At 70.9% G+C, this 26,188-nt stretch carries 23 protein-coding genes, 2 tRNA genes and 1 pseudogene; 21 read left to right on the top strand and 5 right to left on the bottom strand.

The genetic code is table 11. The annotated features are described in order from the left end of the window. Positions 1-94 precede the first annotated feature (94 nt). The 7 genes and pseudogenes from ACZ6Z8_RS10165 (at position 95) to ACZ6Z8_RS10135 (ending at position 8,411) form a co-directional block, all read left to right on the top strand. The gene (locus ACZ6Z8_RS10165) at positions 95-1,432 is read left to right on the top strand and encodes a S8 family serine peptidase (RefSeq protein WP_465608055.1); all 1,338 of its coding nucleotides are present in this window, start codon (positions 95-97) and stop codon (positions 1,430-1,432) included. 139 nt (positions 1,433-1,571) lie between these two features. Beyond that, positions 1,572-2,042, top strand: a pseudogene (locus tag ACZ6Z8_RS10160) (S8 family serine peptidase); the annotation flags it as partial. Positions 2,043-2,172: 130 nt separating this feature from the next. Beyond that, positions 2,173-2,949, top strand: coding sequence for a S8 family serine peptidase (locus ACZ6Z8_RS10155; RefSeq protein ID WP_465608053.1), 777 nt, complete (start codon positions 2,173-2,175; stop codon positions 2,947-2,949). Between the two features lie 139 nt (positions 2,950-3,088). Next, positions 3,089-4,453, top strand: coding sequence for a S8 family serine peptidase (locus tag ACZ6Z8_RS10150; protein ID WP_465608051.1), 1,365 nt, complete (start codon positions 3,089-3,091; stop codon positions 4,451-4,453). 111 nt (positions 4,454-4,564) lie between these two features. Beyond that, complete coding sequence (locus ACZ6Z8_RS10145; protein WP_465608050.1) at positions 4,565-5,905, top strand: S8 family serine peptidase; 1,341 nt, start codon at positions 4,565-4,567, stop codon at positions 5,903-5,905. Positions 5,906-6,576: 671 nt separating this feature from the next. Then, a complete protein-coding gene (locus ACZ6Z8_RS10140; RefSeq protein ID WP_465608048.1) occupies positions 6,577-6,870 on the top strand; it encodes a hypothetical protein in 294 nt (97 codons plus the stop codon). A gap of 206 nt (positions 6,871-7,076) precedes the next feature. Further along, the gene (locus ACZ6Z8_RS10135; protein ID WP_465608047.1) at positions 7,077-8,411 is read left to right on the top strand and encodes an MFS transporter; all 1,335 of its coding nucleotides are present in this window, start codon (positions 7,077-7,079) and stop codon (positions 8,409-8,411) included. Positions 8,412-8,448: 37 nt separating this feature from the next. Here ACZ6Z8_RS10135 and ACZ6Z8_RS10130 read toward each other — a convergent pair whose 3' ends face one another. Then, positions 8,449-9,045, bottom strand: coding sequence for a flavodoxin family protein (locus ACZ6Z8_RS10130; protein ID WP_465608045.1), 597 nt, complete (start codon positions 9,043-9,045; stop codon positions 8,449-8,451). A 155-nt stretch (positions 9,046-9,200) separates the two neighbouring features. On the opposite strand from ACZ6Z8_RS10130, the gene ACZ6Z8_RS10125 reads away from it, so the two are divergent. From ACZ6Z8_RS10125 to ACZ6Z8_RS10105, 5 genes are all read left to right on the top strand, one after another. Further along, on the top strand, positions 9,201-9,623 hold the full coding sequence (locus ACZ6Z8_RS10125) for a winged helix-turn-helix transcriptional regulator (RefSeq protein ID WP_465608043.1): 423 nt from the start codon (positions 9,201-9,203) through the stop codon (positions 9,621-9,623). 183 nt (positions 9,624-9,806) lie between these two features. Further along, positions 9,807-9,882: transfer RNA gene (locus ACZ6Z8_RS10120), tRNA-Thr, on the top strand. Positions 9,883-10,060: 178 nt separating this feature from the next. Beyond that, on the top strand, positions 10,061-10,729 hold the full coding sequence (locus ACZ6Z8_RS10115) for a helix-turn-helix domain-containing protein (RefSeq protein ID WP_465608041.1): 669 nt from the start codon (positions 10,061-10,063) through the stop codon (positions 10,727-10,729). 216 nt (positions 10,730-10,945) lie between these two features. After that, entirely contained in the window at positions 10,946-11,908 is a 963-nt protein-coding gene (gene galE / locus ACZ6Z8_RS10110; RefSeq protein WP_465608040.1) for a UDP-glucose 4-epimerase GalE, read from the top strand. Positions 11,909-12,198: 290 nt separating this feature from the next. Further along, positions 12,199-13,170, top strand: a complete 972-nt coding sequence (locus ACZ6Z8_RS10105; protein WP_465608038.1) for a LuxR C-terminal-related transcriptional regulator — start codon at positions 12,199-12,201, stop codon at positions 13,168-13,170. Between the two features lie 15 nt (positions 13,171-13,185). On the opposite strand, the gene ACZ6Z8_RS10100 is transcribed toward ACZ6Z8_RS10105, so the two are convergent. Beyond that, the gene (locus ACZ6Z8_RS10100; protein ID WP_380411794.1) at positions 13,186-13,683 is read right to left on the bottom strand and encodes a MarR family winged helix-turn-helix transcriptional regulator; all 498 of its coding nucleotides are present in this window, start codon (positions 13,681-13,683) and stop codon (positions 13,186-13,188) included. Positions 13,684-13,793: 110 nt separating this feature from the next. On the opposite strand from ACZ6Z8_RS10100, the gene ACZ6Z8_RS10095 reads away from it, so the two are divergent. Further along, positions 13,794-14,585 (top strand): methyltransferase domain-containing protein, encoded by a 792-nt coding sequence (locus ACZ6Z8_RS10095; RefSeq protein WP_465608036.1) that lies wholly within the window; start codon positions 13,794-13,796, stop codon positions 14,583-14,585. A 125-nt stretch (positions 14,586-14,710) separates the two neighbouring features. Here ACZ6Z8_RS10095 and ACZ6Z8_RS10090 read toward each other — a convergent pair whose 3' ends face one another. Beyond that, the gene (locus ACZ6Z8_RS10090) at positions 14,711-15,313 is read right to left on the bottom strand and encodes a TetR/AcrR family transcriptional regulator (protein ID WP_465608438.1); all 603 of its coding nucleotides are present in this window, start codon (positions 15,311-15,313) and stop codon (positions 14,711-14,713) included. Between the two features lie 218 nt (positions 15,314-15,531). Next, positions 15,532-16,524: an acyl-CoA desaturase gene (locus ACZ6Z8_RS10085; RefSeq protein WP_465608035.1), complete on the bottom strand. Its 993-nt coding sequence runs from the start codon at positions 16,522-16,524 to the stop codon at positions 15,532-15,534. A gap of 267 nt (positions 16,525-16,791) precedes the next feature. On the opposite strand from ACZ6Z8_RS10085, the gene ACZ6Z8_RS10080 reads away from it, so the two are divergent. The 8 genes from ACZ6Z8_RS10080 (at position 16,792) to ACZ6Z8_RS10045 (ending at position 23,122) form a co-directional block, all read left to right on the top strand. Beyond that, positions 16,792-16,862: transfer RNA gene (locus tag ACZ6Z8_RS10080), tRNA-Gln, on the top strand. Between the two features lie 154 nt (positions 16,863-17,016). After that, positions 17,017-18,471 carry a bifunctional UDP-N-acetylglucosamine diphosphorylase/glucosamine-1-phosphate N-acetyltransferase GlmU gene (gene glmU / locus ACZ6Z8_RS10075; protein WP_465608033.1) on the top strand — a complete coding sequence of 485 codons (1,455 nt, stop codon included), beginning with the start codon at positions 17,017-17,019 and terminating at the stop codon, positions 18,469-18,471. A gap of 201 nt (positions 18,472-18,672) precedes the next feature. Continuing rightward, positions 18,673-19,650 carry a ribose-phosphate diphosphokinase gene (locus ACZ6Z8_RS10070; protein WP_465608032.1) on the top strand — a complete coding sequence of 326 codons (978 nt, stop codon included), beginning with the start codon at positions 18,673-18,675 and terminating at the stop codon, positions 19,648-19,650. 342 nt (positions 19,651-19,992) lie between these two features. Beyond that, positions 19,993-20,580: a 50S ribosomal protein L25/general stress protein Ctc gene (locus tag ACZ6Z8_RS10065; protein WP_465608030.1), complete on the top strand. Its 588-nt coding sequence runs from the start codon at positions 19,993-19,995 to the stop codon at positions 20,578-20,580. Between the two features lie 116 nt (positions 20,581-20,696). Next, positions 20,697-21,275 (top strand): aminoacyl-tRNA hydrolase, encoded by a 579-nt coding sequence (pth, locus tag ACZ6Z8_RS10060; RefSeq protein WP_393027172.1) that lies wholly within the window; start codon positions 20,697-20,699, stop codon positions 21,273-21,275. A gap of 139 nt (positions 21,276-21,414) precedes the next feature. Beyond that, positions 21,415-21,738: a hypothetical protein gene (locus tag ACZ6Z8_RS10055; RefSeq protein ID WP_402811995.1), complete on the top strand. Its 324-nt coding sequence runs from the start codon at positions 21,415-21,417 to the stop codon at positions 21,736-21,738. Between the two features lie 93 nt (positions 21,739-21,831). Then, positions 21,832-22,353: a SigE family RNA polymerase sigma factor gene (locus ACZ6Z8_RS10050; RefSeq protein ID WP_465608027.1), complete on the top strand. Its 522-nt coding sequence runs from the start codon at positions 21,832-21,834 to the stop codon at positions 22,351-22,353. Continuing rightward, complete coding sequence (locus ACZ6Z8_RS10045) at positions 22,343-23,122, top strand: hypothetical protein (protein WP_465608025.1); 780 nt, start codon at positions 22,343-22,345, stop codon at positions 23,120-23,122. The genes ACZ6Z8_RS10050 and ACZ6Z8_RS10045 overlap by 11 nt, the downstream gene beginning before the upstream one ends. Positions 23,123-23,182: 60 nt before the next feature. Here ACZ6Z8_RS10045 and ppc read toward each other — a convergent pair whose 3' ends face one another. After that, entirely contained in the window at positions 23,183-25,978 is a 2,796-nt protein-coding gene (ppc, locus tag ACZ6Z8_RS10040; protein ID WP_465608023.1) for a phosphoenolpyruvate carboxylase, read from the bottom strand. Positions 25,979-26,188 lie beyond the last annotated feature (210 nt).

Here is a 26,188-nt window from a genome sequence, read left to right as displayed (position 1 = left end):
AACGGCTGCCCGGCCACTGGGTGCACCCAGGGGCCGGGCAGCCGTATTCGGGGCAGCTTTTCCGGGCTGACGGAGAGATTGGCGAGGAGTTGTGATGGGGCGGACGAGCGCACGCGTGCGTTGGCGGGCTGCTGCGGCGCTTCTGGCGGCGGGCGTCGTGGTTGGCCCTGTCGCAGCACCAGCGGTTGCCGAGGACACCATTCGGCAGCAGCAGTGGCAGCTGGATGCCATGCATGCGTCGGAGATGTGGAAGATCTCCAATGGGCAGGGTGTCACTGTCGCGGTGATCGACGGCGGATTCAATCTGGAACACCCGGACTTGGTGGGGCAGTTCCTTCCGGGCAAGGACTTCAGCGGAAGCCCCGGTGGAGTGGGCTCCTATGGCGATGGCCATGGTACGCAGATGGCCAGCCTCATCGCAGGGACCGGAAAGGGCATGGGGGGAACGGGAGCCCAAGGTCTGGCTCCCGGCGTGAAGATTCTTCCATTGAAGATCAATAACGGCTCCGTCGGAGCGCTGGTTTCCTCTGACTTCCTTGGCCAGATCGGCGAGGCCATCACCTATGCGGTCGATCAGGGGGCCAAGGTCATCAATATCTCGCAGGGAATGAACGCGGTAATTCCCCTGCCGGAAGAGGTGGCGAAGCTGAACAATGTCATCGCAGCTGCAAGGGCGAAGGGTGTCCTCGTGTTTGCGAGCGTTGGAAACGAAGCGCAGAAGGGCAATCCGGTCGAGTATCCGGCCGCAATGCCGGGCGTGGTTGGTGTTGGGGCGTCCGATCGGAGTGGAGCAGTAACGGCGGAGTCCGAGCGTGGGCCGCAGGTGGTTCTTGTCGCCCCGGGCATGGATACGGTTGGCGCTTGCACCTCGCCCACCGGCTACTGCAAGGGCCACGGCACCTCGGACTCCTCTGCTCTGGTGTCCGCTTCGGCGGCGCTCGTCTGGTCGGTTCACCCGGAGTGGACGGGAAATCAGATCCTGCGGGTGCTCATCAACACGGCTGGAAAGCCGACCGATGGATCGAATCGCACCGATGCCACCGGTTACGGTGCAGCCCGGCCTCGAATTGCCTTGACGAACCCCGGCGATCCTGGCCCAGCAGATGTGTCGCCAATCCCGATCGCCCAGGCTGCACCGTCTACCACCCCGTCGCCTGCAGCAAGTTCGCCTGCCGAATCATCGATGCCGACTTCCTCCGCGAGCCCGAGCGATGTGGCGGTGGGCGCGCCGTCTGGGCAGCCGAAGGCTGAGGCGTCGTCCGGGTCGGGCAGTGCGCTGCCGATCGTGGGTGGCGTGGTGGCCGGGCTGTTGGTGGTGGCGGGGGTGGTGTTCGCCGTGGTGCGGCGGCGGAAGTCGGCTGTGCCGCCGGGGGGGGTGGCCGTGCCGCCTCCGCCGTCGGTGCAGCCCGAGGACAACCCGTACGCGCGGTAGCCGGTCGTCGGATCTGACGCCGCGGGCCTGCGGTACTTCGCGCGGCATCGTCTGTCCGGCCACTGGGTTCGCCCAGTGGCCGGACAGACCTATTCCGGCACGCGTCCCTGGTCGCAGGGGGAAACGACGAGGAGTTGTGATGGGGTGGACGAACGTGCGAATGCGTTGGCGGGCTGCAATCGCGGCGGTTCTGGCGGCGGGAGTCGTAGTCGGCCCGATTGCAGGATCAGCGGCTGCGGACGGATCGATTCGAGAGAAGCAGTGGCACCTGGACGCCATGCATGCGTCGGAGGTGTGGAAAATCTCCAAGGGGCAAGGGATCACTGTTGCGGTGATCGATGGTGGCTTCAAGTTGGACCATCCAGACCTGGTGGGGCAGTTCCTGCCGGGCAAAGATTTCAGCGGTGGCTCCGGTGGCGTAGGGTCCTACGGTGACGGGCACGGTACGGAAATGTCGAGCCTGATAGCCGGGACTGGCGAAAGTGTCGGAGGGACGGGAGCTTACGGCCTGGCGCCTGGCGCCAAGCTTCTTCCACTCAAGATCAATAATGGTTCAGTCTCTGGGGTCTCCCCAAGCGACTTCCTTGACCAGATTGGCCAGGCGGTGAATTACGCGGTCGATCACGGTGCAAAGGTCATCAATATCTCGCAAGGCATGGATGCGGTCAGGTTCACTTCGGATGATGTGGTAAAGCTGACTGGCATCCTCGCGCAGGCGAGGGCCAAGGGGGGCGCTGGTCGTGGCAAGCGTAGGAAATCAGGCGCAGTCAGGAAACCCTGTCTCCTATCCGGGAGGCCTGCCAAACGTCGTTGGTGTCGGAGCTCTCGATCACGATGCTGTAGTGACCGCGGAATCCGAGCAGGGGCCGCAGGTGGTTCTCACCGCGCCGGGCATGGATATTGTCGCAGCCTGTGCTGCTGATACCGGATATTGCAAGAGCCACGGCACATCCGATGCGGCGGCTCTGGTTTCTGCGTCGGCTGCGTTGGTGTGGTCGGTTCACAAGGAGTGGACTGCGAATCAGCTCTTGCGGGTTCTTATCAACACTGCGGGAAAGCCGCATGACGGGTCTGTTCGTAACGATCTCGGCGGCTACGGCTCCGTGCGCCCCCGGGTTGCGTTGACGGATCCGGGGGATCCTGGCCCGGCGGATGTGTCTCCGGTTCCGACGGCAACTCCGGTGGCGACGGCGAGTCCGTCTGCGTCGGCGAGTTCGTCCGCTCCCACTTCGTCGACATCGGGCTTTCTTGGAAGCCCAAGCGATGTGGCGGTGGGTGCGCCGCCTGCCCAGTCGAAGGCTGAGTCGTCGTCGGGGTCGAGCAGCGCACTACTGATCGTGGGTGGCGTGGTGGCCGGGCTGTTGGTGGTGGCCGGGGTGGTGTTCGCCGTGGTGAGGCGGCGGAAGGCGGCTGTGCCGCTGGTGCCTCCGCAGCAGCCGGTGGGCGCGGCGACTCTGCCGCCTCCGCCGTCGCACCAGCCGTCGGTGCCGCCGGAGGACAACCCGTGCGCGCGGTAGCCGGCCGTCGGATCTGATGCCGCGGGCCTGCGGTACTTCGCGCGGCATCGTCTGCCTGGCCACTGGGCTCACCCAGTGACCGAGCAGACCTGTTCGGGGCACGCTTCGCTGTTGGCGGAGGGATTGGCGAGGAGTTGTGATGGGGCGGACGAACGTGCGACGGTGTTGGCGGGCTGCTGTCTCGGCGCTTCTGACGGCAGGAATCATCGGTGGCCCGGTCGCGGCACCGGCATTCGCAGGCGAATCGATCCGTGAGGATCAGTGGCATTTGGATGCGATGCGCGCCCCGGAGATGTGGAAGATCTCAACGGGAGCGAACATCACCGTCGCGGTGATCGACAGCGGGTTCAAATTGGATCACCCGGACCTGGTGGGGCAGTTCCTTCCGGGCAAGGACTTCAGCGGAAGTCCCGGGGGAGTCGGGTCCTATGTGAAGGGGCACGGCACGCAGATGGCGAGCCTCATTGCCGGGACCGGCAAAGCCAATGGCGGAAAAGGCGCCTACGGCCTAGCCCCTGGTGCCAAGATCCTTCCGCTGAAGATTGCCAACGGCGACGAGGGGTCGGTGCTTGAGTCCGAATTTATCGGGCAGATTGGGCAGGCCATCACGTATGCGGTCGAGCAGGGCGCCAAGGTCATCAGCATCTCGCAGGGGACGAATGCGATCCTGGTCAATTCCGAAGATGTCGAAAAGCTGAACAAGATTTTGGCCTGGGCGAGGGCCAAGGGATCCCTTGTGGTCGCCAGTGTTGGGAATGAGGCCCAATCGGGGAATCCGGTCGAGTACCCGGGGGCTCTTCCCAACGTGGTTGGGGTCGGCGCCTCCGATCGGAACGGGGCGGTTACCGCCGAGTCGGAGCGCGGGCCACAGGTCACGCTCGTCGCGCCCGGTATGGACACGATCGCGTCCTGTACCGGCTCGACCGGTTATTGCAAGGGACATGGCACGTCGGACGCGACGGCCTTGGTTTCAGCCTCGGCCGCACTGGTGTGGTCGGTGCACCCGGAGTGGACGGGCAATCAGATCCTGCGGGTGCTCATCAACACAGCTGGAAAGCCGACCGATGGATCGAATCGCACCGATGCCACCGGTTACGGTGCAGTCCGGCCTCGAATTGCGCTGACGAACCCCGGCGATCCTGGTCCGGCGGATGTGTCGCCAATCCCGATCACCCAGGCTGCACCGTCTACCACCCCGTCGCCTGCAGCGAGTTCGCCTGCCGAATCGTCGATGCCGACTTCCGCCGCGAGCCCGAGCGATGTGGCGGTGGGTGCGCCGACGTCGCAGCCGAAGGTTGATGCGTCGTCCGGACCGAGCAGCAGCACCCTGCCGATCGTGGGCGGAGTGGTGGCCGGGTTGGTGCTGGTCGCCGGGGTGGCGTTCGCCGTGCTGCGACGGCGGAAGTCGGCTGTGCAGCCTGAGGCCGGTATTCCGCCGATCCCGCCGTCTTTGCCGTCGCACGAGCCTCCGGTGCCGCCGGAGGACAATCCGTACGTGAGGTAGGCGGTCGGTCGTACGACAACATCTGCCCGTCCATTGGGCTTACCCAGTGGCCGGGCAGACCTGTTCGGAGCACGCTTTCCCGGCCTGCGGGGAGGCTGACGAGGAGTTGTGATGGGGCGGACGTGGCGGGCTGCTGCTGTGGCGCTACTGGCTGCGGGAGTCGTAGTTGGCCCGGTTGCAGCACCGGCCATTGCTGAGGACACCATCCGTCAGCAGCAGTGGCACCTGGAAGCCATGCACGCCCCGGAGATGTGGAAGACGTCCAAGGGACAGGGCATCACCGTTGCGGTGATCGATGGCGGCTTCAAGCTTGATCATCCGGACTTGGAGGGTCAGTTCCTTCCAGGTAAGGACTTCAGTGGTGGCCCTGGAGGCGTGGGGTCCTTCGGCGATGGACACGGCACAGCCATGGCCAGCCTTATCGCTGGAACTGGAAAGGGCATGGGAGGAACAGGCGCCCAGGGCCTGGCCCCCGGCGTCAAGATTCTTCCGCTGAAGATTAACAACGGCTCTGTCGGCGCGCTGGTCTCCTCGGACTTCCTGGGGCAGATCGGACAGGCCATAAACTACGCAGTCGAGCAGGGCGCAAAGGTCATCAATATCTCCCAGGGCATGGAAGCGGGAACTACCGTGCCGGAGGACGTGGCTAAGCTGAACAGCATCATCGCTGCAGCTAGGGCGAAGGGTGTCCTGATAGTTTCTAGCGTTGGGAATGAAGCACAGAAGGGGAATCCAGTTGAATATCCGGGAGCCCTTCCTGGCGTCGTGGGCGTAGCGGCGCTCGATCACGACGCATCCGTTACGTCTGAGTCTGAACAGGGCCCGCAGGTTGCACTCGCCGCGCCCGGCCTGGACATGATTGCCGGCTGTACCTCCCCTACGGGCTATTGCAAGAGTCATGGCACGTCTGATGCTGCTGCATTGGTTTCTGCATCGGCAGCGCTGGTTTGGTCGGTGCACAAGGACTGGTCAGCGAACCAGGTCTTGAGGGTTCTCATCAATACGGCGGGCAAACCGCATGATGGGTCCGTTCGCAACAATCTCGGCGGCTACGGATCCGTGCGCCCCCGGGTCGCGTTGACGGATCCGGGGGATCCCGGTCCGGCGGATGTGTCGCCGATTCCGGTCGCGCCTGCGCCCACGGCGAGTCCATCTGCATCGGCGACTTCGCCAGCTCCTGCGTCGTCGTCGAGTCCGGGCGACAGCCCGTCCGAGGTGGCGGTGGGTGTGCCGACTGCGCTCCCGAAGGCTGATGCGTCGTCCGGGTCGAGCGGCGCACTGCCCGTCGTGGGTGGAGTGGTGGCTGGGCTGGCGGTTGTAAGCGGGGTGGTGTTCGCCGTGTTGAGGCGGAGGAAGGCTGTTGCCCAGCCTGCGGCTGCCGTGCAGCTGGTGGCTCCGCCGGCGTACCAGCCGCCGCCCGTGCCGCCGGAGGACAACCCGTACGCGAAGTAGTTCAGTTGTTGCAGGGGGATCGAGTGGGGAGCCACTGGGTGTGGGCCGGCGGCTTGTGGCTGCAGGGTCGCGAGTGTGTGCGTGGTGGGGAGCGCGGCCGGGCCGGCGGTCGCGGGTGGTTCGCTCCGCGCTGATCAGTGGCATCTGGACGCCATACATGCCCCACCCTGGCTTCGGCCCGAACGGGGAGGTGCCTCCCCAGGGAATCATAGGGGCCTGGCGGATCGATCATGCTGGCGATGTGGTGGAATTCGTACATAATCCAAACTACATGCCTTCACCGATGGCGCTCGGATTGACTCCGCCTGCTAACGAGCTGGAGAACAAGCTCCAGCTGACACCGGATATTACAGTGAGAAGCGATTTGCGGCGGAACTTCTGGCGGCGGATCTGTTTGTCTATACCGGCTCACCCTGGAAGGGGCCGGCCACCGTTCCCGGGGAAGGCGACAGGAGAGTAATTGACGGCTGCACATCACTCGAACACATTCCGCAAAACTGGCCGGGCGCCGTGCCGATGCCAGTGCGCCTGCTGACTGAGATTCCGGGCCTGATAGACTTGCGTATCAATCCTGGTAGTAGGGTGAGTGTGACCATCCCCATTGAAGACCTGCGGGAGAGCGTGGCTCCCACCGTAAACGACGGGAGTGGAAGTTGACCGCTGCTGGAAGAATGCCGACCGAGGAGCAGTACGGTGATGCACGGGCATTCGTCATCGGCTGTCAGCGGCGCAAGCGCTCCGAGCTTGTGTCGTGCGGGGCCGATGTTGTCGCGGTGTTCGATGCATGGTCTCAGCTCCTGGACAAGAACCTGGCGCGAACCAGAGTGGCTATGAACAATGGCGACACGGAGCGAGCCGCGGGCTCATGGGCCATTGTCCTGGACGGCATCTCGGTCTGGGTGACACGCTCTGACTTCCCGCCCTCCCTGTACGACGACGCGTACGCGTCGCGCTACGGGGGCTGAACTCGGCCTCCGGCCTCGAAGAATCGCGGAGCCCGGCCAGCGGGGCGCTGGCCGGGCTCGGGAATGTCTTCACTGAGAACGCATGCCCAGGTCGTTGGTGGACCGGCGCGCGACGCGGGGGTTGGGGCGCGGGGGTTGGGGGTGTGCGCTGGGGTCACTCGGGTGGGGGCTGGTGGGGGGACCGGGTGGTGGTGAGGGTGGGTGGTATGGATGCGGAGGGTGCTTGGCGGGTTGGGCAGTTGCGGCGGGCGGCGGCTGCGGCGTTGATCGGGACGGCGATCGAGTTCTACGACTTCTTCCTGTACGGGACGGCGGCCGCGTTGGTGTTCGGGCCGGTGTTCTTTCCCGGACTGGGCACGGTGGGGGCGCTGTTGGCGGCGTTCTCGGTGTACGCGGTGGCGTTCCTGGCCCGGCCGTTGGGGGCGGTGGTGTTCGGGCACTTCGGGGACCGGGTGGGCCGGAAGGCGATGCTGGTGGTGTCGTTGCTGCTGATGGGGTTGGCGACGGCGGCGGTGGGGTTGTTGCCGGGCTTCGCGGTGTGGGGGTGGTGGTCGCCGGTGCTGCTGGTGGTGCTGCGGGTGTGCCAGGGCGTCGGGTTGGGCGGGGAGTGGGGCGGGGCGGCGCTGCTGATCGCGGAGAACGCGCCGGCCGGGCGGCGCGGGCGGTACGGGGGGTTCCTGCAGTTGGGGCCGTCGGCCGGGTTCGTGCTGGCGAACGGCGGGTTCCTGGCGCTCCAACTGGCGCTGGACGAGGGGTCGTTCCGGGAGTGGGGCTGGCGGGTGCCGTTCCTGGCCTCGCTGGCGCTGGTGGCGGTGGGGCTGTTCGTGCGGTTGCGGCTGGCGGAGTCGCCGCTGTTCCGGGCGGACGTGCCGCGGGACCGTCCGCCGGTGGTGGAGGTGCTGCGCGAGCACTGGCGGCCGGTGCTGGCGGGCGGCGGGGCGATCACGGTCGGGTACGCGCTGTTCTACCTGACCACCACCTACGCGCTGGCGTACGCGACGTCCGGCCTCGGGGTGGCGAGCACGGTGGTGCTGGCGATGCTGCTGGCCGGGGCGGTGGGTGGCGCCGTGACGGTGTGGTGGAGCGCCTCGCTCAGTGACCGCTGGGGCCGGCGGCGGACGTTGCGGTGGGCGACGGCCCTGGCGGCCGGGTGGTCGCTGGTGCTGTTCCCGCTGCTGGAGACGGTGCGCCGGCCGCTGATGTTCCTGGCGCTGGCCGGGGCGATGGTGGTGCTGGGCGGTCTGCTGGGCCCGTTGGCGGCGTTCCTGCCGGAGCTGTTCCCGACCCGGGTGCGCTACACGGGGGCCGCGTTGACGTACAACCTGGGCGGGGTGGTCGGTGGGGCGACGACGCCGCTGGTGGCGACCAGGTTGACGGCGGCGTACGGGACGGCGCAGCCGGCCGGCTGGTACCTGGCGGTTCTGGGGGTGCTGGCCCTGGGCTGTCTGTGGGCGCTGCCGGACACCACCGGTGCGGAGCTGTCGGCGGTGGACGGCGGACGCCGCCGGGCGCCCGTTCTGGGGGCGGACCCGGCGGCGTAGCCGTACGTGGGGCGGGGCGGTCAGCCGGCCGGGGCGGTCAGCCGGCCAGGGCGGCGCGGCCGGCCAGCACGACCGCGGTGTGCCGGGCGACGCGCTCGCCCAGGTGCTCGGCGGTGGCGATGTCGGCCTTGTGGACGGCCTCGGCGCCGGCGTCGGACGGTGAGGAGGCGGCGGCGCCGCTGAAGAAGCCGAGGCGGTTGAGGTCGTTCTCGCTGGCGGTGGTGGCGTTCCAGCCCGGCTTGAGGCCGAGGTTGACCCAGTTCATGCCGTGCTGGGCGGCGAGGGTCTGGAAGAAGCCGAGGGTGCTGGCCTTGTCGCCGCTCTTGGAGGCGGAGTTGGTGAAGCCGGCGGCGACCTTGTCCTTCCAGGCGTCGGTGAACCAGCGCTTGCTGGTGGCCTCGGCGAAGACGTGGAAGGCGCCGGAGGCGGTGCCCATGTAGGTGGGGGAGCCGAAGACGATGGCGTCGGCGGCGTCCAGCTGGGCCCACTGCTCCTCGGTGATGGTGTCGACGGCGATAGAGACGACCTCGGCCCCGGCGGCGGCGGCGCCGCGGGCGACGGCCTCCGCGATCACGGCGGTGTGGCCGTAGCCGGAGTGGTAGGCGAGGGCGACGGTCGGGCGGATGGCGGTCATGCGGGGCACTCCTGTGCGGCGGAGGAACGGATGCGGGTCCGGGCGGGCTGCGACCCCGTCGAACGGTCTCCAATATAGACCAGGTCTCCATCGGAGACCAAGGGTGAACCGGAGACCAGGTTCGGATCGGAGACCGCGGGACTACCCTGGACGGCATGACGACGGAGGAAAGCGCCCGCACCGGGACCGGACCGCAGGGGGAGCAGGAGCTCGACGTCTTCGCCCAGCTCTGCCCCAGCCGCGAGATGTTCGCCGAACTCGCCGACAAGTGGTCGCTGCTGATCCTGATGAGCCTCTCCGCCTGCGGGCCCCAGCGCTTCTCCGAGCTCCAGCGCGGGGTCGGCGGGGTCAGCCGCAAGATGCTCACCCAGTCGCTGCGCAACCTGGAACGCAGCGGCCTGGTGCTCCGCACCGTCTTCCCGGAGACGCCGCCGCGGGTGGTCTACGACCTGCGGCCGCTCGGCCGGGAGCTGGCCGAGCTGGTCACCCCGCTCGGCCAGTGGACGGAGCGACGCGCCCGGCAGATGCTCGCGGCCCGCGAGGAGTTCGACGCGGCGCATCCCGAAGGGTCCCGCTAGCGGGCCGACCGGACCGACCGGACCGACCGGGCCGACCGGGCCGACCCGGACCGACCCGGACCGGCCGGGCGGGCAGCGCGGATCAGGCGGCCCGGGGGCCGGACCGGGGCCGATTTCCCTTTCGGGTCGACGGCCGTGTAATGTCTTCCTTGTTCGACCGGCCCGGGAAAACAAACCCGGCAAGCCCCTATAGCTCAGTCGGTAGAGCGTCTCCATGGTAAGGAGAAGGTCTGCGGTTCGATTCCGCATGGGGGCTCCACTGAAAGACCCTCGCCTCACGGCGGGGGTCTTTCGCGTTCCCGGGCCCGGGCGCGCCCCGGTCCCGGCGACACGCGGTGGCCTAGCGGGTCGGGTACGGAATGCGCTGTGATGGTGCGTCATCGGCCGCCCGCCCGAGGGGGCGCGGGCGCGAGCCGGGCACCGACCGGGAGGGCGTCTTGGGTGTTCGACTCGTGGTGGTCGACGACCACCGGCTGCTGGCCGAGGCGCTGGCCACCGCGCTCCAACTGCGCGGCCACCGGGTGCTCGCGGTCGGCTCCCCGGCCGGTGTCGCCGCCGACCTGGTCGCCGGGCGGCGGCCCGAGGTGTGTCTGCTGGGGGTGTCCGCGCCGGGGGAGCCGGGCGCCTTCGACGGGCTGCGCCGGATCTGCCGGGAGCGACCGGAGGTGGCCGTGATCGTGCTCGGGCCGGTCGGTGAACTCCGCGGTGTGGCCTGCGCGTTCGCGGCCGGAGCAGCGGGGTACGTGCCGAGCGACGAGCGGATCGAGGTGGTCGAGCGGGCGATCGGACGGGCCCGGGCGGGCGAGGCCGCGGTGGCGGTGGACGTCCTGCGCGGGGCCTTCGACCAACTGCTGCGCCCGGTGGCCGAACCGGACGACGAGGCGGTGCGGCTGCTGCGGCTGCTGACCCGCCGTGAGGTGCAGGTGCTGGCCCGGATCGCGGACGGCGAGGACACCGCGGCGATCGCCGCCGGGATGCGGATCGCCGCGAGCACCGCCCGTACCCACGTCCAGCGCGTGCTGATGAAGCTGGGCGCGCGCACCCGGCTGGAGGCGGCCGCGGTGGCCGCGCGGACCGGCCTGCTGGAGCGGATGGCCGGCGGCTGAGCGGAGACGGCCGTCGGAGGAGGCCGTCGGAGGAGGCCGTCGGAGGCGGGCGAGGGCGTCTGTGGAGGCTGACCGAGGACTGGGTGAGAATGCGCGGGAGCGGACACCCCGGTGGTCGGGAGCACTGTGCCGGGCAGGGACAATTGACCCCAGTCGTTCGCATTCCGTCGATGGCGCCGCCGACCGGGCGGACCATCGCCCGCTGGAGGTCTCATCATGAGTAAGTACCTGGTCACGGGTGGCGCCGGCTACGTCGGCAGCGTGGTGGCCGCCCACCTGCTGGAGGCGGGGCACCAGGTGACCGTCCTGGACGACCTCTCGACCGGTTTCCGCGAGGGCGTTCCGGCGGGTGCCGAGTTCGTCGAGGGCCGGATCCAGGAGGCCGGTGAGGTGCTGGACGGCTCCTTCGACGGCGTGCTGCACTTCGCCGCCTCCTCGCAGGTCGGCGAGTCGGTCGTGGACCCGGAGAAGTACTGGCGCAACAACGTGGCCGGTTCGCTGGAGCTGATCACCGCGATGCGTGCGGCGGGTGTGCGCAAGCTGGTGTTCTCCTCCACCGCCGCCGTGTACGGCGAGCCGGAGGTCGTGCCGATCGCCGAGACCGCCCGGACCTCGCCGACCAACACCTACGGCGCCAGCAAGCTCGCCATGGACCACATGATCACCAGCGAGGCCGTCGCGCACGGCCTGGCCGCCGTCTCGCTGCGCTACTTCAACGTGGCCGGCGCGTACGGTGCCTACGGCGAGCGCCACGACCCCGAGTCGCACCTGATCCCGCTGGTCTTCCAGGCCGCGCTCGGTCAGCGCCCGCACATCGCGGTGTACGGCGACGACTACCCGACCCCGGACGGCACCTGCATCCGCGACTACATCCACGTCGCGGACCTGGCCGACGCCCACCTGCTGGCGCTGGACGCCGCCAAGCCGGGCGAGCACCTGATCTGCAACCTGGGCAACGGCAGCGGCTTCTCGGTGCGCGAGGTGATCGAGTCGGTCAAGCGCGTCACCGGCCGGGAGATCCCGGTGCAGGTCGCCGGTCGCCGGGCCGGTGACCCGGCCGTGCTGGTGGCCTCCGCCGAGCGCGCCCACGAGGCGCTGGGCTGGACGCCGCGCCGCCCGAACCTGGACGACATCGTCGCCGATGCCTGGAAGTTCACCCTGGAGAAGAACGGCAGCTGACGGCGGTCGGCCCCGCGAGGGCCAACCCTCCGTACCGGCCGGTCAGTTGGACAGCTCGTGTGAGCCGTCCGGCTGGCCGGCCGGGCCGCTCACGCCACTCCTGACGAAACTTCACCGAACCGCCACGGGGGCGTTTCCCGGCCCGTACGCTGAGTGCGGTACCGGTGGGGGCCGGCGTCCTTCCGGCCGCACCGGCCACCGGTGGGCGGGCGGAGCGGAGGGTCCGGAACGCGGGCGCCGGACCGGTCCCCGCTCCCGGGCTCGGGCGCTCTGAGCAGGGGGTAGTGACGATGGGGCGGATCCGGGTCCTGGTGGTCGACGACCACCGGATCTTCGCCGAGGCGCTGGCCGCGGCGCTGGCCGCCGAGCCCGACGTGGAGGTGGGCGCGGCCGGCAGCGCGGCCGCCGCCGAGCGGGCGCTGGAGCGGGCCGCCGCCGAGGGGCGGGCGTACGACGTGGCGCTGATCGACGCCGACCTGGGGGCCGCGGCCACCGGGCCGGGCGGCCGGGCCAGGACCGGCGGGGAACCTGCCGAGGAGGCCCGGCGCCGTCCGCCCCCGGCCGTACCCCCGCCGCGCCGCCCGGCCGCCGCACCGCCCGCGGTCCCGGCGGCCCTCGCCCGCCCGGCGGAGCAGCCGCAGCTGCGCGCAGAACAGCTGCGCACGGAGCAGGCACGCACCGAGCAGGCGCGCATCGAGCAGCTCCGCGCCGACCAGGCCCGCGCCGACCAGCTCAGGCCCGCCGCCCCTCCGCCGGACGGCATCGCCCTGCTCGGCCGGCTCCGCCGGGCCCACCCCGGGCTGCGCGCCGTGGTGCTGGCCACCGCCGACGACCCGCACCGCGCCGCCCGGGCGCTGCACGCGGGCGCCACCGGCTGGGTGGCGAAGGAGAGTTCGCTGGCCCGGCTGCTCGCGGTGGTCCGGGGGGTGCTGCGGGACGAGACGCACCTGCCGCCCGCGCTGCTCACCGGGGTGATCCGCGAGCTCACCACCGCCCGGCGGGACCGCACCGAGAGCGAGCGGCTGGTCGAGACCCTGACGCCGCGGGAGAAGCAGATCCTGCGCTGCATGGTCGCGGGCCTGGGCCGGCAGGCGGTCGCGGAGCGGCTGTACCTGTCGCCGCACACCGTCCGCACCCATATGCAGAACGTGCTGGGGAAGCTGGGGGTCCACTCCACGCTGGCCGCCGTCGCGGTGGCCCGCCGGGCCGGGGTCGGTCCTGCGGAGTCGGCGGTGCCGCCGTCCATCGCCTCGGCCCCGTAGCGGGGCCGGCCGGACTCAGCCCGGGATGTTGTCGAACGGTGCGACCAGCAGTCGCAGCAGGGCGGCGAGTTCGCCCTGCTGGCCGGAGCTGAGCTGGGCGAGCAGTTCGCGCTCGTGCGCCAGCAGGCCGGCCAGCGCCTGGTCGGCGCGGTCGCGGCCGTCGTCGGTGAGCCGGACGAGCACGCCGCGGCGGTCGTCCGGGTCGGGCAGGCGCTTGACCAGGCCCTTGCCGGTGAGGCGGTCGATCCGGTTGGTCATGGTGCCGGAGGTGACCAGGGTCTGGGTGAGCAGCTGGCCGGGGGAGAGCTGGTACGGGGAGCCGGCCCGCCGCAGGGCGGTCAGGACGTCGAACTCCCAGGGCTCCAGGCCGTGCTCGGCGAAGGCGGTGCGGCGGGCGCGGTCGAGGTGGCGGGCGAGCCGGCTGACCCGGCTGAGCACCTCCAGCGGCTCCACGTCGAGGTCGGGGCGCTCCCGGCGCCATGCTGCGACCAGCCTGTCGACCTCGTCCTCCATGACGATCAGTGTATCGGTGGATGTGTCGATGTGAAGTCTCTTGACATCGAGAAATGTGGCAGCGAGGCTACGAGAGATATCTTGATATCGAGATACCTGCGAGGTGAGCCATGACCAGCCCCGTCTGGGACCCGGCGCAGTACCTGCGCTTCGCCGACGAACGCACCCGCCCGCTGCGCGACCTGCTCGCCCGGGTCCCCGCCCTGCCGAACGAGCCCGCCGCGACGGTCCTCGACATCGGCTGCGGTCCCGGCAACTCCACCGCCGTCCTGCGCGAACGCTGGCCGCGGGCCCGGATCACCGGAGTCGACACCTCCGCCCCGATGCTGGAGACCGCCCGCACCGAGGGCGAGCCCACCGCCGAGTACCTGCTCGCCGACGCCCGCGACTACGACCCGGCCCCGGCCGGACCGGACCTGATCGCCTCCAACGCGACCCTCCAGTGGGTGGACGGGCACCTGGCGGTGCTGGCCCGCTGGGCGCACGCCCTCAAGCCCGGCGGGGTCGTCGCCTTCCAGGTGCCCGGCAACTTCGAGGCCCCCAGCCACACCCTGCTCGCCGAACTGCGCCGCAGCCCCCGCTGGCGCGACACCCTCGGCACCGACGCCGTCCGCCCCGGTGTCCACCGGCCGGAGCGGTACCTCGACGCCCTCGCCGGGGCCGGCTGCGCCGTCGACGTCTGGGAGACCACCTACAGCACCCTGCTGCCGGGACCGGACCCGGTGCTGGAGTGGGTCAAGGGGACCGCGCTGCGCCCGGTGCTCGGCCGGCTCAGCGACCCGGCCGACCGCGCCGCCTTCCTCGCCGAGTACGGGCGGCTGCTGTGCGAGGCCTACCCGGCCGGGCCGCACGGGACGGTCTTCCCGTTCCGGCGGATCTTCGCGGTCGGGGTGAAGCGGTAACGGCGGGGCGGCGAAAAGCGGGGCGGTGGGGCGGCGAAAGGCGGGGCGGCAGGGCGGCGAGAAGCGGGGCGGTGGGGCGGCGAGAAGCCGGGCGGTGGGGCGGCGAGAAGCGGAGCGGCCGGGCCTCAGACCTTGCGGTCGCCGACCAGCTTCGGGTGGCGCTCCAGACCCTCCAGCCCGTGCCAGGCCAGGTTCACCAGGTGCGCCGCGACCGTCGCCTTGTCCGGCTTGCGGACCTCCAGCCACCACTGGCCGGTCAGCGCGACCATCCCGACCAGCATCTGCGAGTACATCGGGGCCAGCCGGGCGTCGAAGCCCCGGGACTTGAACTCCAGGCCGAGGATGTCCTCCACCTGGGTCGCGATGTCGCTGATCAGCGAGGCGAAGGTGCCGGTCGACTGGGCCACCGGCGAGTCCCGGACCAGGATCCGGAAGCCGTCCGTCGAGGTGTCGATGTAGTCCATCAGCGCGAACGCCGCCTGCTCCAGCAGCTCGCGCGAGTGCCCGCCGGTGAGCGCCCCCGTCACCATGTCCAGCAGCAGCTGCATCTCGCGGTCCACCACCACCGCGTAGAGCCCTTCCTTGCCCCCGAAGTGCTCGTACACCACGGGCTTGGAGACGCCCGCGCGCTCGGCGATCTCCTCCACCGAGGTGCCGTCGTAGCCGCGCTCGGCGAAGACCGTACGGCCGATCTCCAGCAGCTGCTCCCGGCGCTGCTTGCCGGTCATCCGGACCCGCCCGCCCCGTCGGCGCGGGGCGGGCGCCGTACCGGGCCCCGGGTCCGCGGCGCTCTCGGTGCCGCCGTCGGGGGCCGCGCCCGCCGCAGCGGCGGCCCGCGGACGGGCCGGCACCGTTCCGGGCGCCGCGTCCGTCCGCGTGCTGTGGTGACCGCCTGTGCTGTCTGCGCTGCTCCCGTTCACCCCTACATCATGCTGGAAGCGCCGCCTCATGCTGCGCGGCGGGCGGCGATCCGCTGCGGGTCCGGCCAGCGGACGTCCCGGACCCAGCCGGCCAGCTCGAACCAGCGGATCAGGCGGGCCGAGGAGTCGATCTGCCCGCGCAGCACCCCGTGCCGGGCCGAGGTCGGGTCGGCGTGGTGCAGGTTGTGCCAGGACTCGCCGCAGGAGAGCACCGCGAGCCACCAGACGTTGCCGGAGCGGTCCCGGGAGCGGAACGGGCGCCGGCCGATCGCGTGGCAGATCGAGTTGATCGACCAGGTGACGTGGTGCAGCAGCGCGACCCGGACCAGCGAACCCCAGAAGAAGGCGGACAGCGCGCCCTGCCAGGAGAGGCTCACCAGGCCGCCGACCAGGGCGGGCAGCAGCAGCGAGATGGTGGTCCAGAGCCAGAACAGCCGGGAGATCCGCCGCATGGCCGGGTCGCCGACCAGGTCGGGCGCGTACTTGAGCTGCGGGGTCTGCTCCTCGTCGAACATCCAGCCCATGTGCGCCCACCACAGGCCCTTGATCAGCGCCGGGACGCTCTCCCCGTAGCGCCACGGCGAGTGCGGGTCGCCGTCCTTGTCGCTGAACCGGTGGTGCTTGCGGTGGTCGGCCACCCAGCGCACCAGCGGGCCCTCGACCGCCAGGCTGCCGACGACCGCCAGGACCAGCCGCATCGGGCGGGAGGCCTTGAAGGCGCCGTGGGTGAAGTAGCGGTGGTAGCCGATGGTGATGCCGTGGCAGGTGAGGAAGTACATGGCGACGGTGACCGCCGCGTCCGTCCAGCCGAGTCCCCACCCCCAGGCCACCGGTACGGCGGCGACCAGGGCGGCGAACGGCACCAGGATGAACAGGGCGAGCGCGATCCGCTCGGCGAGACCCTGCTTCTCCCCGCCGCGGGTGGCGGCCAGCCGGGTGGCGGCGTCGGCGGAGGGATCGGAGGGGGCATCGGGAAGCGCGGCGGCCCCCGCGCGCTCCTCGCCGGCCTGGATGGTCATGGGCGTCCCTTCGCGGCGTCCCGGGTGCGGGACGCCGAGCCTACGTTTGCGTAACTTACGGCATCGTAGGTTGCGCTCCGTGGCCGGGGGAACACACGGCCGCGCGGCGCCCGGGTGAATTCACCCGACTGGATGGATGAACCCCGGACCGCCACCGTGCCGGGACGGGGCGGGCCCGGACGGTCGGCACAGGTGGTAGATGTGAGGCGCGCTACCCCGTAGTCTTGGCCCAGCGCGCCGCCGGGGCTCCGGCGGCGGGCGCTCCGGTCCCGGATCGTCTAAGGGCAGGACAGCTGGTTTTGGTCCAGCTTATGGGGGTTCGAATCCTCCTCCGGGAGCACTGAGTACGGCCGCGGGCGGGCATGCGCGGGCCGGGCCGCTGGCATTCCGGTCGGCTGCCCCGCACTATCCTCGAACTGCCAGAGCACATGTGCGGACCCGCGTTCTGGCCTGCTCTGCCCTCTCTGTGAACCTAATGAGGAGCCTCCCCGCATGGGTGCCAATTCGCTTGCCGCCGTTGTCGTGCTCGCCGCCGGTGGCGGGACCCGGATGAAGTCGAACAAGCTGCCCAAGGTGCTGCACGAGGTGTGCGGGCGCTCGCTGGTGGGTCACGCGGTGTCGGCGGCCGGGGAACTGACACCGGGGCAGCTCGTCGTGGTCGTCGGGCACCAGCGCGAGCAGGTCGAGGAGCACCTGGCGGCGCACTACCCGGGCGTGCGCCCGGTGGTGCAGGAGGAGCAGAACGGCACCGGTCACGCGGTCCGCACCGCGCTGGAGGCGCTGGCCGCCGACGGCGTCACGCTGGACGGCACGGTGATCGTCACCGCCGGGGACTCCCCGCTGCTGACCGGGGACACCCTGCGCCGGCTGGCGAAGTCGCACGAGGCGCAGCAGAACGGCGTCACCGTCCTGACCGCCGTCGTCCCGGAGCCCTTCGGCTACGGCCGGATCCTGCGCGACGAGGACGGCACGGTCGCCGCGATCGTCGAGGAGCGGGACGCCACCGACACCCAGCGCGCGATCGCCGAGATCAACTCGGGCGTCTTCGCCTTCGACGCCAAGCTGCTCACCGAGGCGCTGGCCGAGCTCACCACGGACAACTCGCAGGGCGAGGAGTACCTGACCGACACCCTGGAGATCCTGCGCAAGGCCGGTCACCGGGTCGGTGCCGTGGTCGCCGAGGACCACCGGGACATCCTGGGCATCAACGACCGGGTCCAGCTGGCGCAGGCCCGCCGGCTGCTGAACGACCGCCTGCTGGAGCGGGCGATGCGCGCCGGCGTCACCGTGGTCGACCCGGCCACCACCTGGGTCGACGTCCAGGTGACGTACGAGCCGGACGCCGTCGTGCTGCCGAACACCCAGCTGCAGGGTGCCACCCACCTGGGCGAGGGCTGCGAGGTGGGACCGAACTCCACGCTGAAGGACACCCTGGTCGGCGCCGGCGCCCGTGTGAGCAACACCACGGCCGACCGCGCGGAGATCGGCGAGCTGGCCGCCGCCGGCCCCTACGCCTACCTGCGTCCGGGGGCCAAGCTGGCCCGCAAGGCGAAGGTCGGCACCTACGTCGAGATCAAGAACTCCGAGCTGGGCGAGGGCGCCAAGGTGCCGCACCTCTCCTACATCGGCGACGCCACGATCGGCGAGGGCACCAACGTCGGCGCGGCCTCGGTCACCGTGAACTACGACGGGGTCAACAAGCACCGCACGGTCATCGGCGCGCACTGCCGCACCGGCTCGGACAACATGTTCATCGCGCCGGTCACCGTCGGCGACGGCGCCTACACCGGCGCGGGCTCGGTGATCACCACCGACGTTCCGCCCGGCGCACTCGGCGTGAACCGCGCGCAGCAGCGCAACATCGAGGGCTGGGTCGAGCGCAAGCGCCCCGGGACGGCGTCCGCCCAGGCCGCGAAGGCCGCGGTGGACGGCGCCGGCGAGGCCTGACCGGCGGTCCCGGGGCCGACCGGACGGTCCCGGGGCGGACGGTTTCTGCGCGGGCGCGTAACCTTGGGGACATACGTGCGCCACTGGGCCTACCGCCCGTGTCCAGGCGTACCGACAATTCCCTGATCCCCCGTGGGTGCGGGCTGCGCCTGCCCTCCTCGGGAGTGGGATTCAGCGTCCGCAACGCGAGGAGACGGTGCAGTGAGCGGGATCACGACGTCGGGTGAGAAGAAGCTCAAGCTCTTCTCCGGCCGTGCCCACCCGGAACTGGCGAGGGAGGTTGCCGAGGCGCTGGGGACCGAGCTGGTCCCGACCAAGGCCCTCGACTTCGCCAACGGTGAGATCTACGTCCGCTTCCTGGAGTCGGCCCGCGGTGCGGACTGCTTCGTGATGCAGAGCCACACGGCTCCCATCAACCAGTGGATCATGGAGCAGCTGATCATGATCGATGCTCTGAAGCGGGCCTCCGCCAAGAGCATCACCGCGATCCTGCCGTTCTACGGCTACGCCCGCCAGGACAAGAAGCACCTGGGCCGCGAGCCGATCTCGGCCCGCCTGGTCGCCGACCTGCTGCGCCAGGCCGGTGCCGACCGCCTGATGGCCGTGGACCTGCACACCGCTCAGATCCAGGGCTTCTTCGACGGCCCGGTGGACCACCTGTTCGCGCTGCCGCTGCTGGCCGACTACATCGGCGAGAAGGTGGACCGCTCGAAGCTGACCGTCGTCTCGCCGGACGCCGGCCGGGTCAAGGTCGCCGACCAGTGGTGCGACCGGCTGGACGCCCCGCTGGCGATCATCCACAAGCGCCGCGACATGACCCAGGCCAACACCATCCTGTCGGCCGAGGTCGTCGGTGACGTCAAGGACCGCGTCTGCGTCCTGGTCGACGACATGATCGACACCGCCGGCACGATCTGCGCCGCGGCCGACGCGCTGTTCGAGAACGGTGCCGCGGACGTCGTGGTCGCCGCCACCCACGGCGTGCTCTCCGGCCCGGCCGCGGACCGGCTGAAGAACTCGCGGGTGAGCGAGTTCGTGTTCACCAACACGCTGCCCACCCCGGCGCAGCTCCAGCTGGACAAGATCACCACGCTGTCCATCGCCCCGTCGATCGCCGCCGCGATCCGCGAGGTGTTCGAGCAGGGTTCGGTCACCAGCCTCTTCGAGGGCGTGCACTGACCTTCGCGGGCGTGCACTGACCTTCGAGGGCGTGCACTGACGAAGCCCCGCGCAGGCGGCCCCGGACCACCCACGGTCCGGGGCCGCCGTCGTTCCCCCGGGAGGGAGCCGATTTCGCGGGAGGGGGTGGGTGCGGTTAGACTCGTGAAACTGCTCGGCGAGGGATGCCGTGTGCCTGCTCGACCGGCACCGACACCGTGATCGACGCGCTGCCGGTAGCGGATTCCGTCTGCCGGCAGAGGCCGTTTCCGCCGAGTGACCCCCGAACGTACTGAGGGTGTGGTCCCGGCGGTTTTTCGCGTTGCCTGCACCCCCGCGCCAGTCTTCACGAGGAGTGCAGTCGTGTCCGAGATCCGCCTTGCCGCCGAGACCCGTACCGAGTTCGGCAAGGGTGCCGCCCGTCGCGCCCGCCGCGCCGGCTTCGTCCCCGGTGTCGTCTACGGCCACGGCCACGCCCCGGTTCACCTGAACCTGCCTGGCCACGACCTGATGATGGCCCTCAAGACCCCGAACGCCCTGCTGGTCGTTCCGATCGAGGGCAAGGACGAGTACGTCCTGCCGAAGGCCGTCCAGCGCGAGGCCATCAAGCGCACCATCGAGCACGTCGACCTGCTGCTGGTCAAGCGTGGCGAGAAGGTCACCGTCGAGATTCCGGTCCACACCGAGGGCGAGCTGGCCCCCGGCGGCAACCTGCTGGAGCACGTCCTGCAGGCCCTGCCGATCGAGGCCGAGGCCACCCACCTGCCCGAGGCCGTCACCGTCTCGGTCGAGGGCCTGGAGGCCGGCGCCTCCATCCACGCCAAGGACATCGCCCTGCCGAACAACGTCTCGCTGGCCGTCGACGCCGACGCCGTCGTGCTGCAGGTCATCGCCGCCCAGGCCGCCCCGGCCGAGGACGAGGCCGCCGAGGCCGAGGGCGCCGAGGCCTGAGCCTCGTAGCGCTGCACAGCTTCTGACCGCTGCCCCGGTCGCTCCCCTGGAGCGGCCGGGGCAGCGGTGCGTCCGGGATGATGACGTCGAGCGCGACGGTGACGAGGAGAGTAGGCATGGCGGAGGAGTACGACGGGCCCTGGCTGGTGGTCGGGCTGGGCAACCCGGGGGAGCAGTACGCCAGGAACCGGCACAACATCGGCTTCATGGTGGTGGACCTGCTGGCGCAGCGGATGGGCGCGAAGTTCAAGGCGCACAAGAGCCGAGCGCAGGTGGCCGAGGGCCGGCTGGCGGGCAGGCGGGTGGTGCTGGCCAAGCCGATGTCCTTCATGAACCTCTCCGGCGGGCCGGTGACGGCGCTGCGGGACTTCTACAAGGTGCCGGCCTCGGCGCTGATCGCCGTCCACGACGAGCTGGACATCGACTACGCGGCGCTGCGGCTGAAGCTGGGCGGCGGGGACAACGGCCACAACGGGCTGAAGTCGATCACCAAGTCGCTGGGCCCGGACTACCACCGGGTGCGCTGCGGGATCGGGCGCCCGCCGGGCCGGATGGAGGTCGCGGACTTCGTGCTGAAGGACTTCTCCTCGACCGAGCGCAAGGAGCTGGAGTGGTTCGTGGACCGCTCGGCGGACGCGGTGGAGGCGCTGCTGTCCGAGGGGCTGGAGCGGGCGCAGGGCACGTACAACTCCTGACGGTCCGTCATGTGCGCGATGTGCCGGGTACACAACAGTCGTACAACGCTTGCCCCGCCAAACCTGAATCCGTGTGAGAAGCCTGTGCGGGATCGGATAGCGTCGCCCTGGTACGCGAACGGGTCCTGGGGAGTTCTCGATGCGGAGATTGCGTCCGGTCCGCCGACTTCGGCGGCTCCGGGTGGTCCGGCTGAAGCAGCTCGGACGACGGATGGGTACTGCCGGTGCGCTGGGGGCGGCGGGGATGCTGCTGTCCAGCGGTGCGGTGGCGCACGCCGATCCGGTGGCCGAGCCGGATCCGGCGGTCACGCCGGAGCCCGCGGCGGCGCAGTTCAGCCCGGTGCTGGGCGATTCGGTCGGCCCCGACGCCGGGCTGCTGGCGGTCGGCGGCGGCCTGGTGGTCGCGGCCGGCGGAGCGGCGCTGTGGCTGAAGCGCCGGCGCGCGGGCGAGCCCGCGGAGTAGGAACGTGAGGTGAGGGCCGGTGTCCACGGAAGTGGGCGCCGGCCCTTCGTCGTCCCTGTCATCCGTTTCCGGCGGCCGGTGCGTCGTGAGGGTATGAAGCGCGAATCGATGCGCCCGAGGGGTTCCGGATCCGACCCGTTCGACGAGTTCGTCGCGGCGCGGTACCAGGCCCTCCTGCGGGGGGCGTACCTGATCACCGGGGATGTCCACGACGCCCGGGACCTGTTGCACGACGCCCTGGCACGGGTGTACCCGAAGCGGTCGGCAATCCGGGAGCCCGGGGCGGCCGAGGGGTACGTCCGCAGGACGATGGTCCGCACCCACGTCTCACGGTGGCGCCGGACCAGGCGCGAGGTGCTGACGTCCACCCCGCCGGACGGTCCGGCGGCCCAGGAGGCCGAGCGGGACGGTCAGTTGGCGGCGGCGCTGGCCGGGCTGCCGCGACGCCAGCGGGCGGCGGTGGTGCTGCGCTACTACCTCGACCTGCCCGTCGCCCAGGTGGCGGTGGAGCTGGGGTGTTCGGTGACCACGGCGAAGACCCACCTGGCGCGCGGCATCAAGGCGCTTCGACAGGAACTGGAACCGGCGAAGGAGTTGGTGGGACGTGGCCGCTGAGGACGACTTCGAGGGCGAGCTGTCGATCCGGCTCGGGGCGCGTGCGGCGGGGATCGGCGGCAGCCCGCCGCTGGCCGAACTGCGCGAGGCGGGGCGTCGGCGGGCCCGGCGGCAGCGGGCGCTGCGGGGAGTGGTGGCGGTGGCGGTGCTGGCGGTCGGCGCGGGGGCGCTGACGCAGCTGGGCGGCGGGGGCGGTGGCGGTGGCGGTGCGGCCAACGGGCCGGCGGCGCTTGCGGTCGTGGGGCCGACCGCGTCCCCGACCGGGAAGGGGATGCCCTTGCGGGGGGCGGAGACCGATGAGCGGGTGAAGAGCGTCCTGAGCTGCGGGAGCGGGCCGGCCTCGGCATCGGCGTCGGACCGACAGGGGCAGGCGGACCTGGTGGCGGCGGGACAGGCGGTCGAGCGGACGGCGCGGCAGGAGTACGGGGACCACTACTTCGCGACCTGCCTGGAGACGGCCACGGGCACGCTGGTCGTGATGCGCAACCCGGCCCCGACGGGCCTGGATGCCGCCGTGTCGCGAGTCGTGGCCGAGTGGCCCGCGGTGAAGCTGCGGTTCGTCGCCGCGCCCTCGTACCCCGCGCAGCTGACGCTCGCCAAGGAGATCCGCGCGGAGGCCGGTGACTGGGCGGCGACGAAGGGCGTGCACATCGCCTGGGTGGAGATCGCTCCGGACGGCAAGGGGGTGATCGTCCACACCCCGCAGGCGGAGACCGCCAGGGCGGAGATCGTCCGGGAGTTCGGGAACCTGGTCTCGGTCGGACCCTGAAACGGCGTCGGGGCCGGTGCTCCTGGAGAGCACCGGCCCCGACGCGTGTCCGGGCGGCGGTCAGCCGGTGTTGCGCAGGCCGGCGGCGATGCCGTTGACGGTGAGCAGCAGCGCGCGGGCGCGCAGCGGGTCCTCGTGGCGGCCGGCCGCGACCTCCTCGCGCTGGCGGCGCAGCAGCGCGACCTGGAGGTAGGAGATCGGGTCGAGGTAGGCGTCGCGGACGGTGAAGGTCTGCTTCAGCACCGGGTTGTGCTCCAGCAGTTCGCTCTCGCCGGTGAGCCGCAGCACCTCGCGCAGGGTGAGCTCGTGCTCGGCGACGATCTGGTCGAAGATGTGCCGCAGTTCGAGGGGCACCAGCTGCTCGACGTAGTGGCGGGCGATCCGCAGGTCGGTCTTGGCCAGCGTCATGGCGACGTTGGACAGGAAGTTGCGGAAGAAGTGCCACTGGCCGTGCATCTCGTCCAGCACGTCGCCGAGGCCGGCCGCGCGGGCGGCGGCGAGTCCGGAGCCGACGCCGTACCAGCCGGGGACGATCTGGCGGGACTGGGTCCAGCCGAACACCCACGGGATGGCCCGCAGGCCGTCCAGTCCGGCGCCGGAGTCGGGGCGGCGGGACGGGCGGGAGCCCAGGTGCAGCGAGGCGAGCTGGTCGACCGGGGTGGAGGCGAAGAAGTACTTCGGCAGGTCCTCCTGGTCGACCAGGGCGCGGTAGGCGGTGTGGGCGGCCTCGGAGACCCGGTCCATCGCGGCGTCCCAGCGGGCCAGTTCCTCGGGGGCCTGGCGCGGGGCGGTGTGCAGCGCGGAGGCGGAGAGGGTGGCGGAGATGGTCAGCTCCAGGTTCTCCCGGGCGAGGGAGGGGAGCAGGTACTTGTCGGAGATGACCTCGCCCTGCTCGGTGACCTTGATCTCGCCCTCCAGGGTGCCCCAGGGCTGGGCCAGGATGGCCTCGTGCGAGGGGCCGCCGCCGCGGCCGACGGTGCCGCCGCGGCCGTGGAACAGCCGCAGCCGGATGCCGTAGCGGTGGGCGACGTCGCGCAGCCGGCGCTGGGCGCGGTGGATCTCCCACTGGGAGGTGGTGATGCCGCCGAACTTGGAGGAGTCGGAGTAGCCGAGCATGACCTCCTGGACGTCGCCGCGCAGCGAGACGAGCAGCCGGTAGGAGGGGTCGGAGAGCATCTCGTCCAGGATGCGGTCCGCCTGCTGGAGCTCCTCGGTGGTCTCCAGCAGCGGCACGATGCCGATCTTGGCGATCCCGGAGTGCAGGTCGATCAGGCCGGCCTCGCGGGCCAGCACGGTGGCGGCGAAGACGTCGTCGGCGCCCTGGCACATCGAGATGATGTAGCTCTCGACGATCTCGTCGCCGAAGCGCTCGAAGCCCTCGCGGATGGTGTTGAAGACGCCGAGGGTCTTGGTGCCGGCCGCGTCCAGCGGGGCCGGGGTGGGGGCGAGCGGGCGGCGCGAGCGCAGCTCCTTGGCGAGCAGCTTCTGCCGGTACTCGCGGGGCATGTCGGCGTAGCGCCAGGCCTCCTCGCCGAGCCGGTCGAAGAGCTGGCCGAGGGCGTGGTGGTGGGCCTCGGCGTGCTCGCGCACGTCCATGGTGGCGAGTTGGAGGCCGAAGGCCTCGATGGTGCGGATGGCGCGGGCGAGGCGGCCGTCGGCGATCAGCTCGCCGCGGTGGGCGCGCAGCGAGTCCTGGATCAGCCGCAGGTCGGCGATCAGCTCGCGGGTGCCGACGTAGTCGCGGCCCTCGACGTGCGGGGTGCCGCCGGCCAGGCGCTCGCGGGTGTTCTCCAGCTTGAGCCGGATGCAGGTGGCCTTGAGGCGGTACGGCTCCTCGGCGTTCATCCGCTTGTAGCGGGGGCTGAGTTCGGGGAGCCGGTGCAGGTCGGTGTTGAGCGAGGCGAGCAGTTCGACCGAGGCGCCGGCCAGCCGCTCGGAGGTGGAGAGGGTGTTGCGCAGGTCGTCGATCGCGGCCAGGGCGTCCTTGATGCCGTACTCGTGCTGGAGGTTGAGGACGTCCCAGGTGACCTGCGGGGTGACGTTGGGATTGCCGTCCCGGTCGCCGCCGATCCAGGTGCCGAAGGTGAGCGGGCGCACGCCCTCGGGCAGGCTGAGGCCGACCCGGGCGAGCTCCTCGTGCAGCTCCTCCAGGACCTCGGGGACGGCCTCGCGGTAGAGCTCGTCCAGGTAGTAGACGGCGTTGCGGGCCTCGTCGGTGGGCTCGGGCCGGGCGATGCGCAGTTCGTCGGTCTGCCAGAGCAGGTCGATGACCTCGGCGAGGCGGCGGTCGGCCGAGCGCTTGGCGCTGCTGGTGCGGGCCGGGTCGGCGGCGGCCAGGCCGGAGGTGAGCTCCTCGCGGTGGATGCGGTCGAGGAGTTCGCCGATCCGGCGCAGCTTGTTGAGCACGCTGCGGCGGGCGGCCTCGGTGGGGTGGGCGGTGAAGACCGGGCGGACCGCGAGGTGGGCCAGGGTGTCTTCGAGGTGCTTGGGGTCGGCGTCGGCGAGCTGGTCGGCGGTCTGCGCGAGCAGCGAGCCCTCGCGGGCGCGGCGGGTGGCGAACTCCCGTCCGCGGTGCACCTGCTCGGTGACGTTGGCGAGGTGGAAGTAGGTGGAGAAGGCGCGGACCAGCTTGGCGGCGGTGTCCAGGTCGATGTCGGAGAGGAGTTCGGCGGTGGCCTCGCCGTCGGTGCGGCTGAGCAGGCGGACCTGTTCGACCAGGCCCAGCAGCTGGGGGCCCTCCTGGCGGACCAGCGTCTCGCCGAGCAGGTCGCCGAGGCGGCGGATGTCCGCGCGCAGGGCGGCATTGTCGGCGATGGCGGTGGGACTGTCCGCCGGGGTGGGGACCGGAGCGGTCACGGCTGGCTCCCTGTGGTGGTGGGGTTCGGCAACGGCTCATCGTCACAGGTCCACGCGCAGTGTGGCGGGTGTGACGCGTGCGGACCGCGCTGTCCGACGCGACCAGCATAGGTGTCGGGGCGGTTGCTGTCCGAGAGGTGGCCGGATGGCGGACAGAGCTGCCGAAAACCACCTGTGGTCTGGACCACTTGAGGATGCGGGGAGGCGTAC

It is taken from the genome of Kitasatospora sp. NPDC101108 (assembly GCF_055584725.1).
The sequence above is the reverse complement of the archived record's forward strand: the minus strand, read 5'-3'. Positions and strand labels throughout refer to the sequence as shown.

What these genes read in the sequence shown, in the direction of transcription:
- ACZ6Z8_RS10050 (WP_465608027.1), top strand. Translation starts at nt 21,832, where the DNA reads ATGAAGCGCGAATCGATGCGCCCGAGGGGTTCCGGATCCGACCCGTTC.
- ACZ6Z8_RS10130 (WP_465608045.1), bottom strand. Translation starts at nt 9,045, where the DNA reads ATGACCGCCATCCGCCCGACCGTCGCCCTCGCCTACCACTCCGGCTAC.
- ACZ6Z8_RS10150 (WP_465608051.1), top strand. Translation starts at nt 3,089, where the DNA reads ATGGGGCGGACGAACGTGCGACGGTGTTGGCGGGCTGCTGTCTCGGCG.
- ACZ6Z8_RS10090 (WP_465608438.1), bottom strand. Translation starts at nt 15,313, where the DNA reads ATGACCGGCAAGCAGCGCCGGGAGCAGCTGCTGGAGATCGGCCGTACG.
- ACZ6Z8_RS10135 (WP_465608047.1), top strand. Translation starts at nt 7,077, where the DNA reads ATGGATGCGGAGGGTGCTTGGCGGGTTGGGCAGTTGCGGCGGGCGGCG.
- ACZ6Z8_RS10100 (WP_380411794.1), bottom strand. Translation starts at nt 13,683, where the DNA reads ATGGAGGACGAGGTCGACAGGCTGGTCGCAGCATGGCGCCGGGAGCGC.
- pth (WP_393027172.1), top strand. Translation starts at nt 20,697, where the DNA reads ATGGCGGAGGAGTACGACGGGCCCTGGCTGGTGGTCGGGCTGGGCAAC.
- ACZ6Z8_RS10085 (WP_465608035.1), bottom strand. Translation starts at nt 16,524, where the DNA reads ATGACCATCCAGGCCGGCGAGGAGCGCGCGGGGGCCGCCGCGCTTCCC.
- ACZ6Z8_RS10140 (WP_465608048.1), top strand. Translation starts at nt 6,577, where the DNA reads ATGCCGACCGAGGAGCAGTACGGTGATGCACGGGCATTCGTCATCGGC.
- ACZ6Z8_RS10095 (WP_465608036.1), top strand. Translation starts at nt 13,794, where the DNA reads ATGACCAGCCCCGTCTGGGACCCGGCGCAGTACCTGCGCTTCGCCGAC.
- ACZ6Z8_RS10105 (WP_465608038.1), top strand. Translation starts at nt 12,199, where the DNA reads ATGGGGCGGATCCGGGTCCTGGTGGTCGACGACCACCGGATCTTCGCC.
- galE (WP_465608040.1), top strand. Translation starts at nt 10,946, where the DNA reads ATGAGTAAGTACCTGGTCACGGGTGGCGCCGGCTACGTCGGCAGCGTG.
- ACZ6Z8_RS10145 (WP_465608050.1), top strand. Translation starts at nt 4,565, where the DNA reads ATGGGGCGGACGTGGCGGGCTGCTGCTGTGGCGCTACTGGCTGCGGGA.
- ACZ6Z8_RS10055 (WP_402811995.1), top strand. Translation starts at nt 21,415, where the DNA reads ATGCGGAGATTGCGTCCGGTCCGCCGACTTCGGCGGCTCCGGGTGGTC.
- glmU (WP_465608033.1), top strand. Translation starts at nt 17,017, where the DNA reads ATGGGTGCCAATTCGCTTGCCGCCGTTGTCGTGCTCGCCGCCGGTGGC.
- ACZ6Z8_RS10125 (WP_465608043.1), top strand. Translation starts at nt 9,201, where the DNA reads ATGACGACGGAGGAAAGCGCCCGCACCGGGACCGGACCGCAGGGGGAG.
- ACZ6Z8_RS10165 (WP_465608055.1), top strand. Translation starts at nt 95, where the DNA reads ATGGGGCGGACGAGCGCACGCGTGCGTTGGCGGGCTGCTGCGGCGCTT.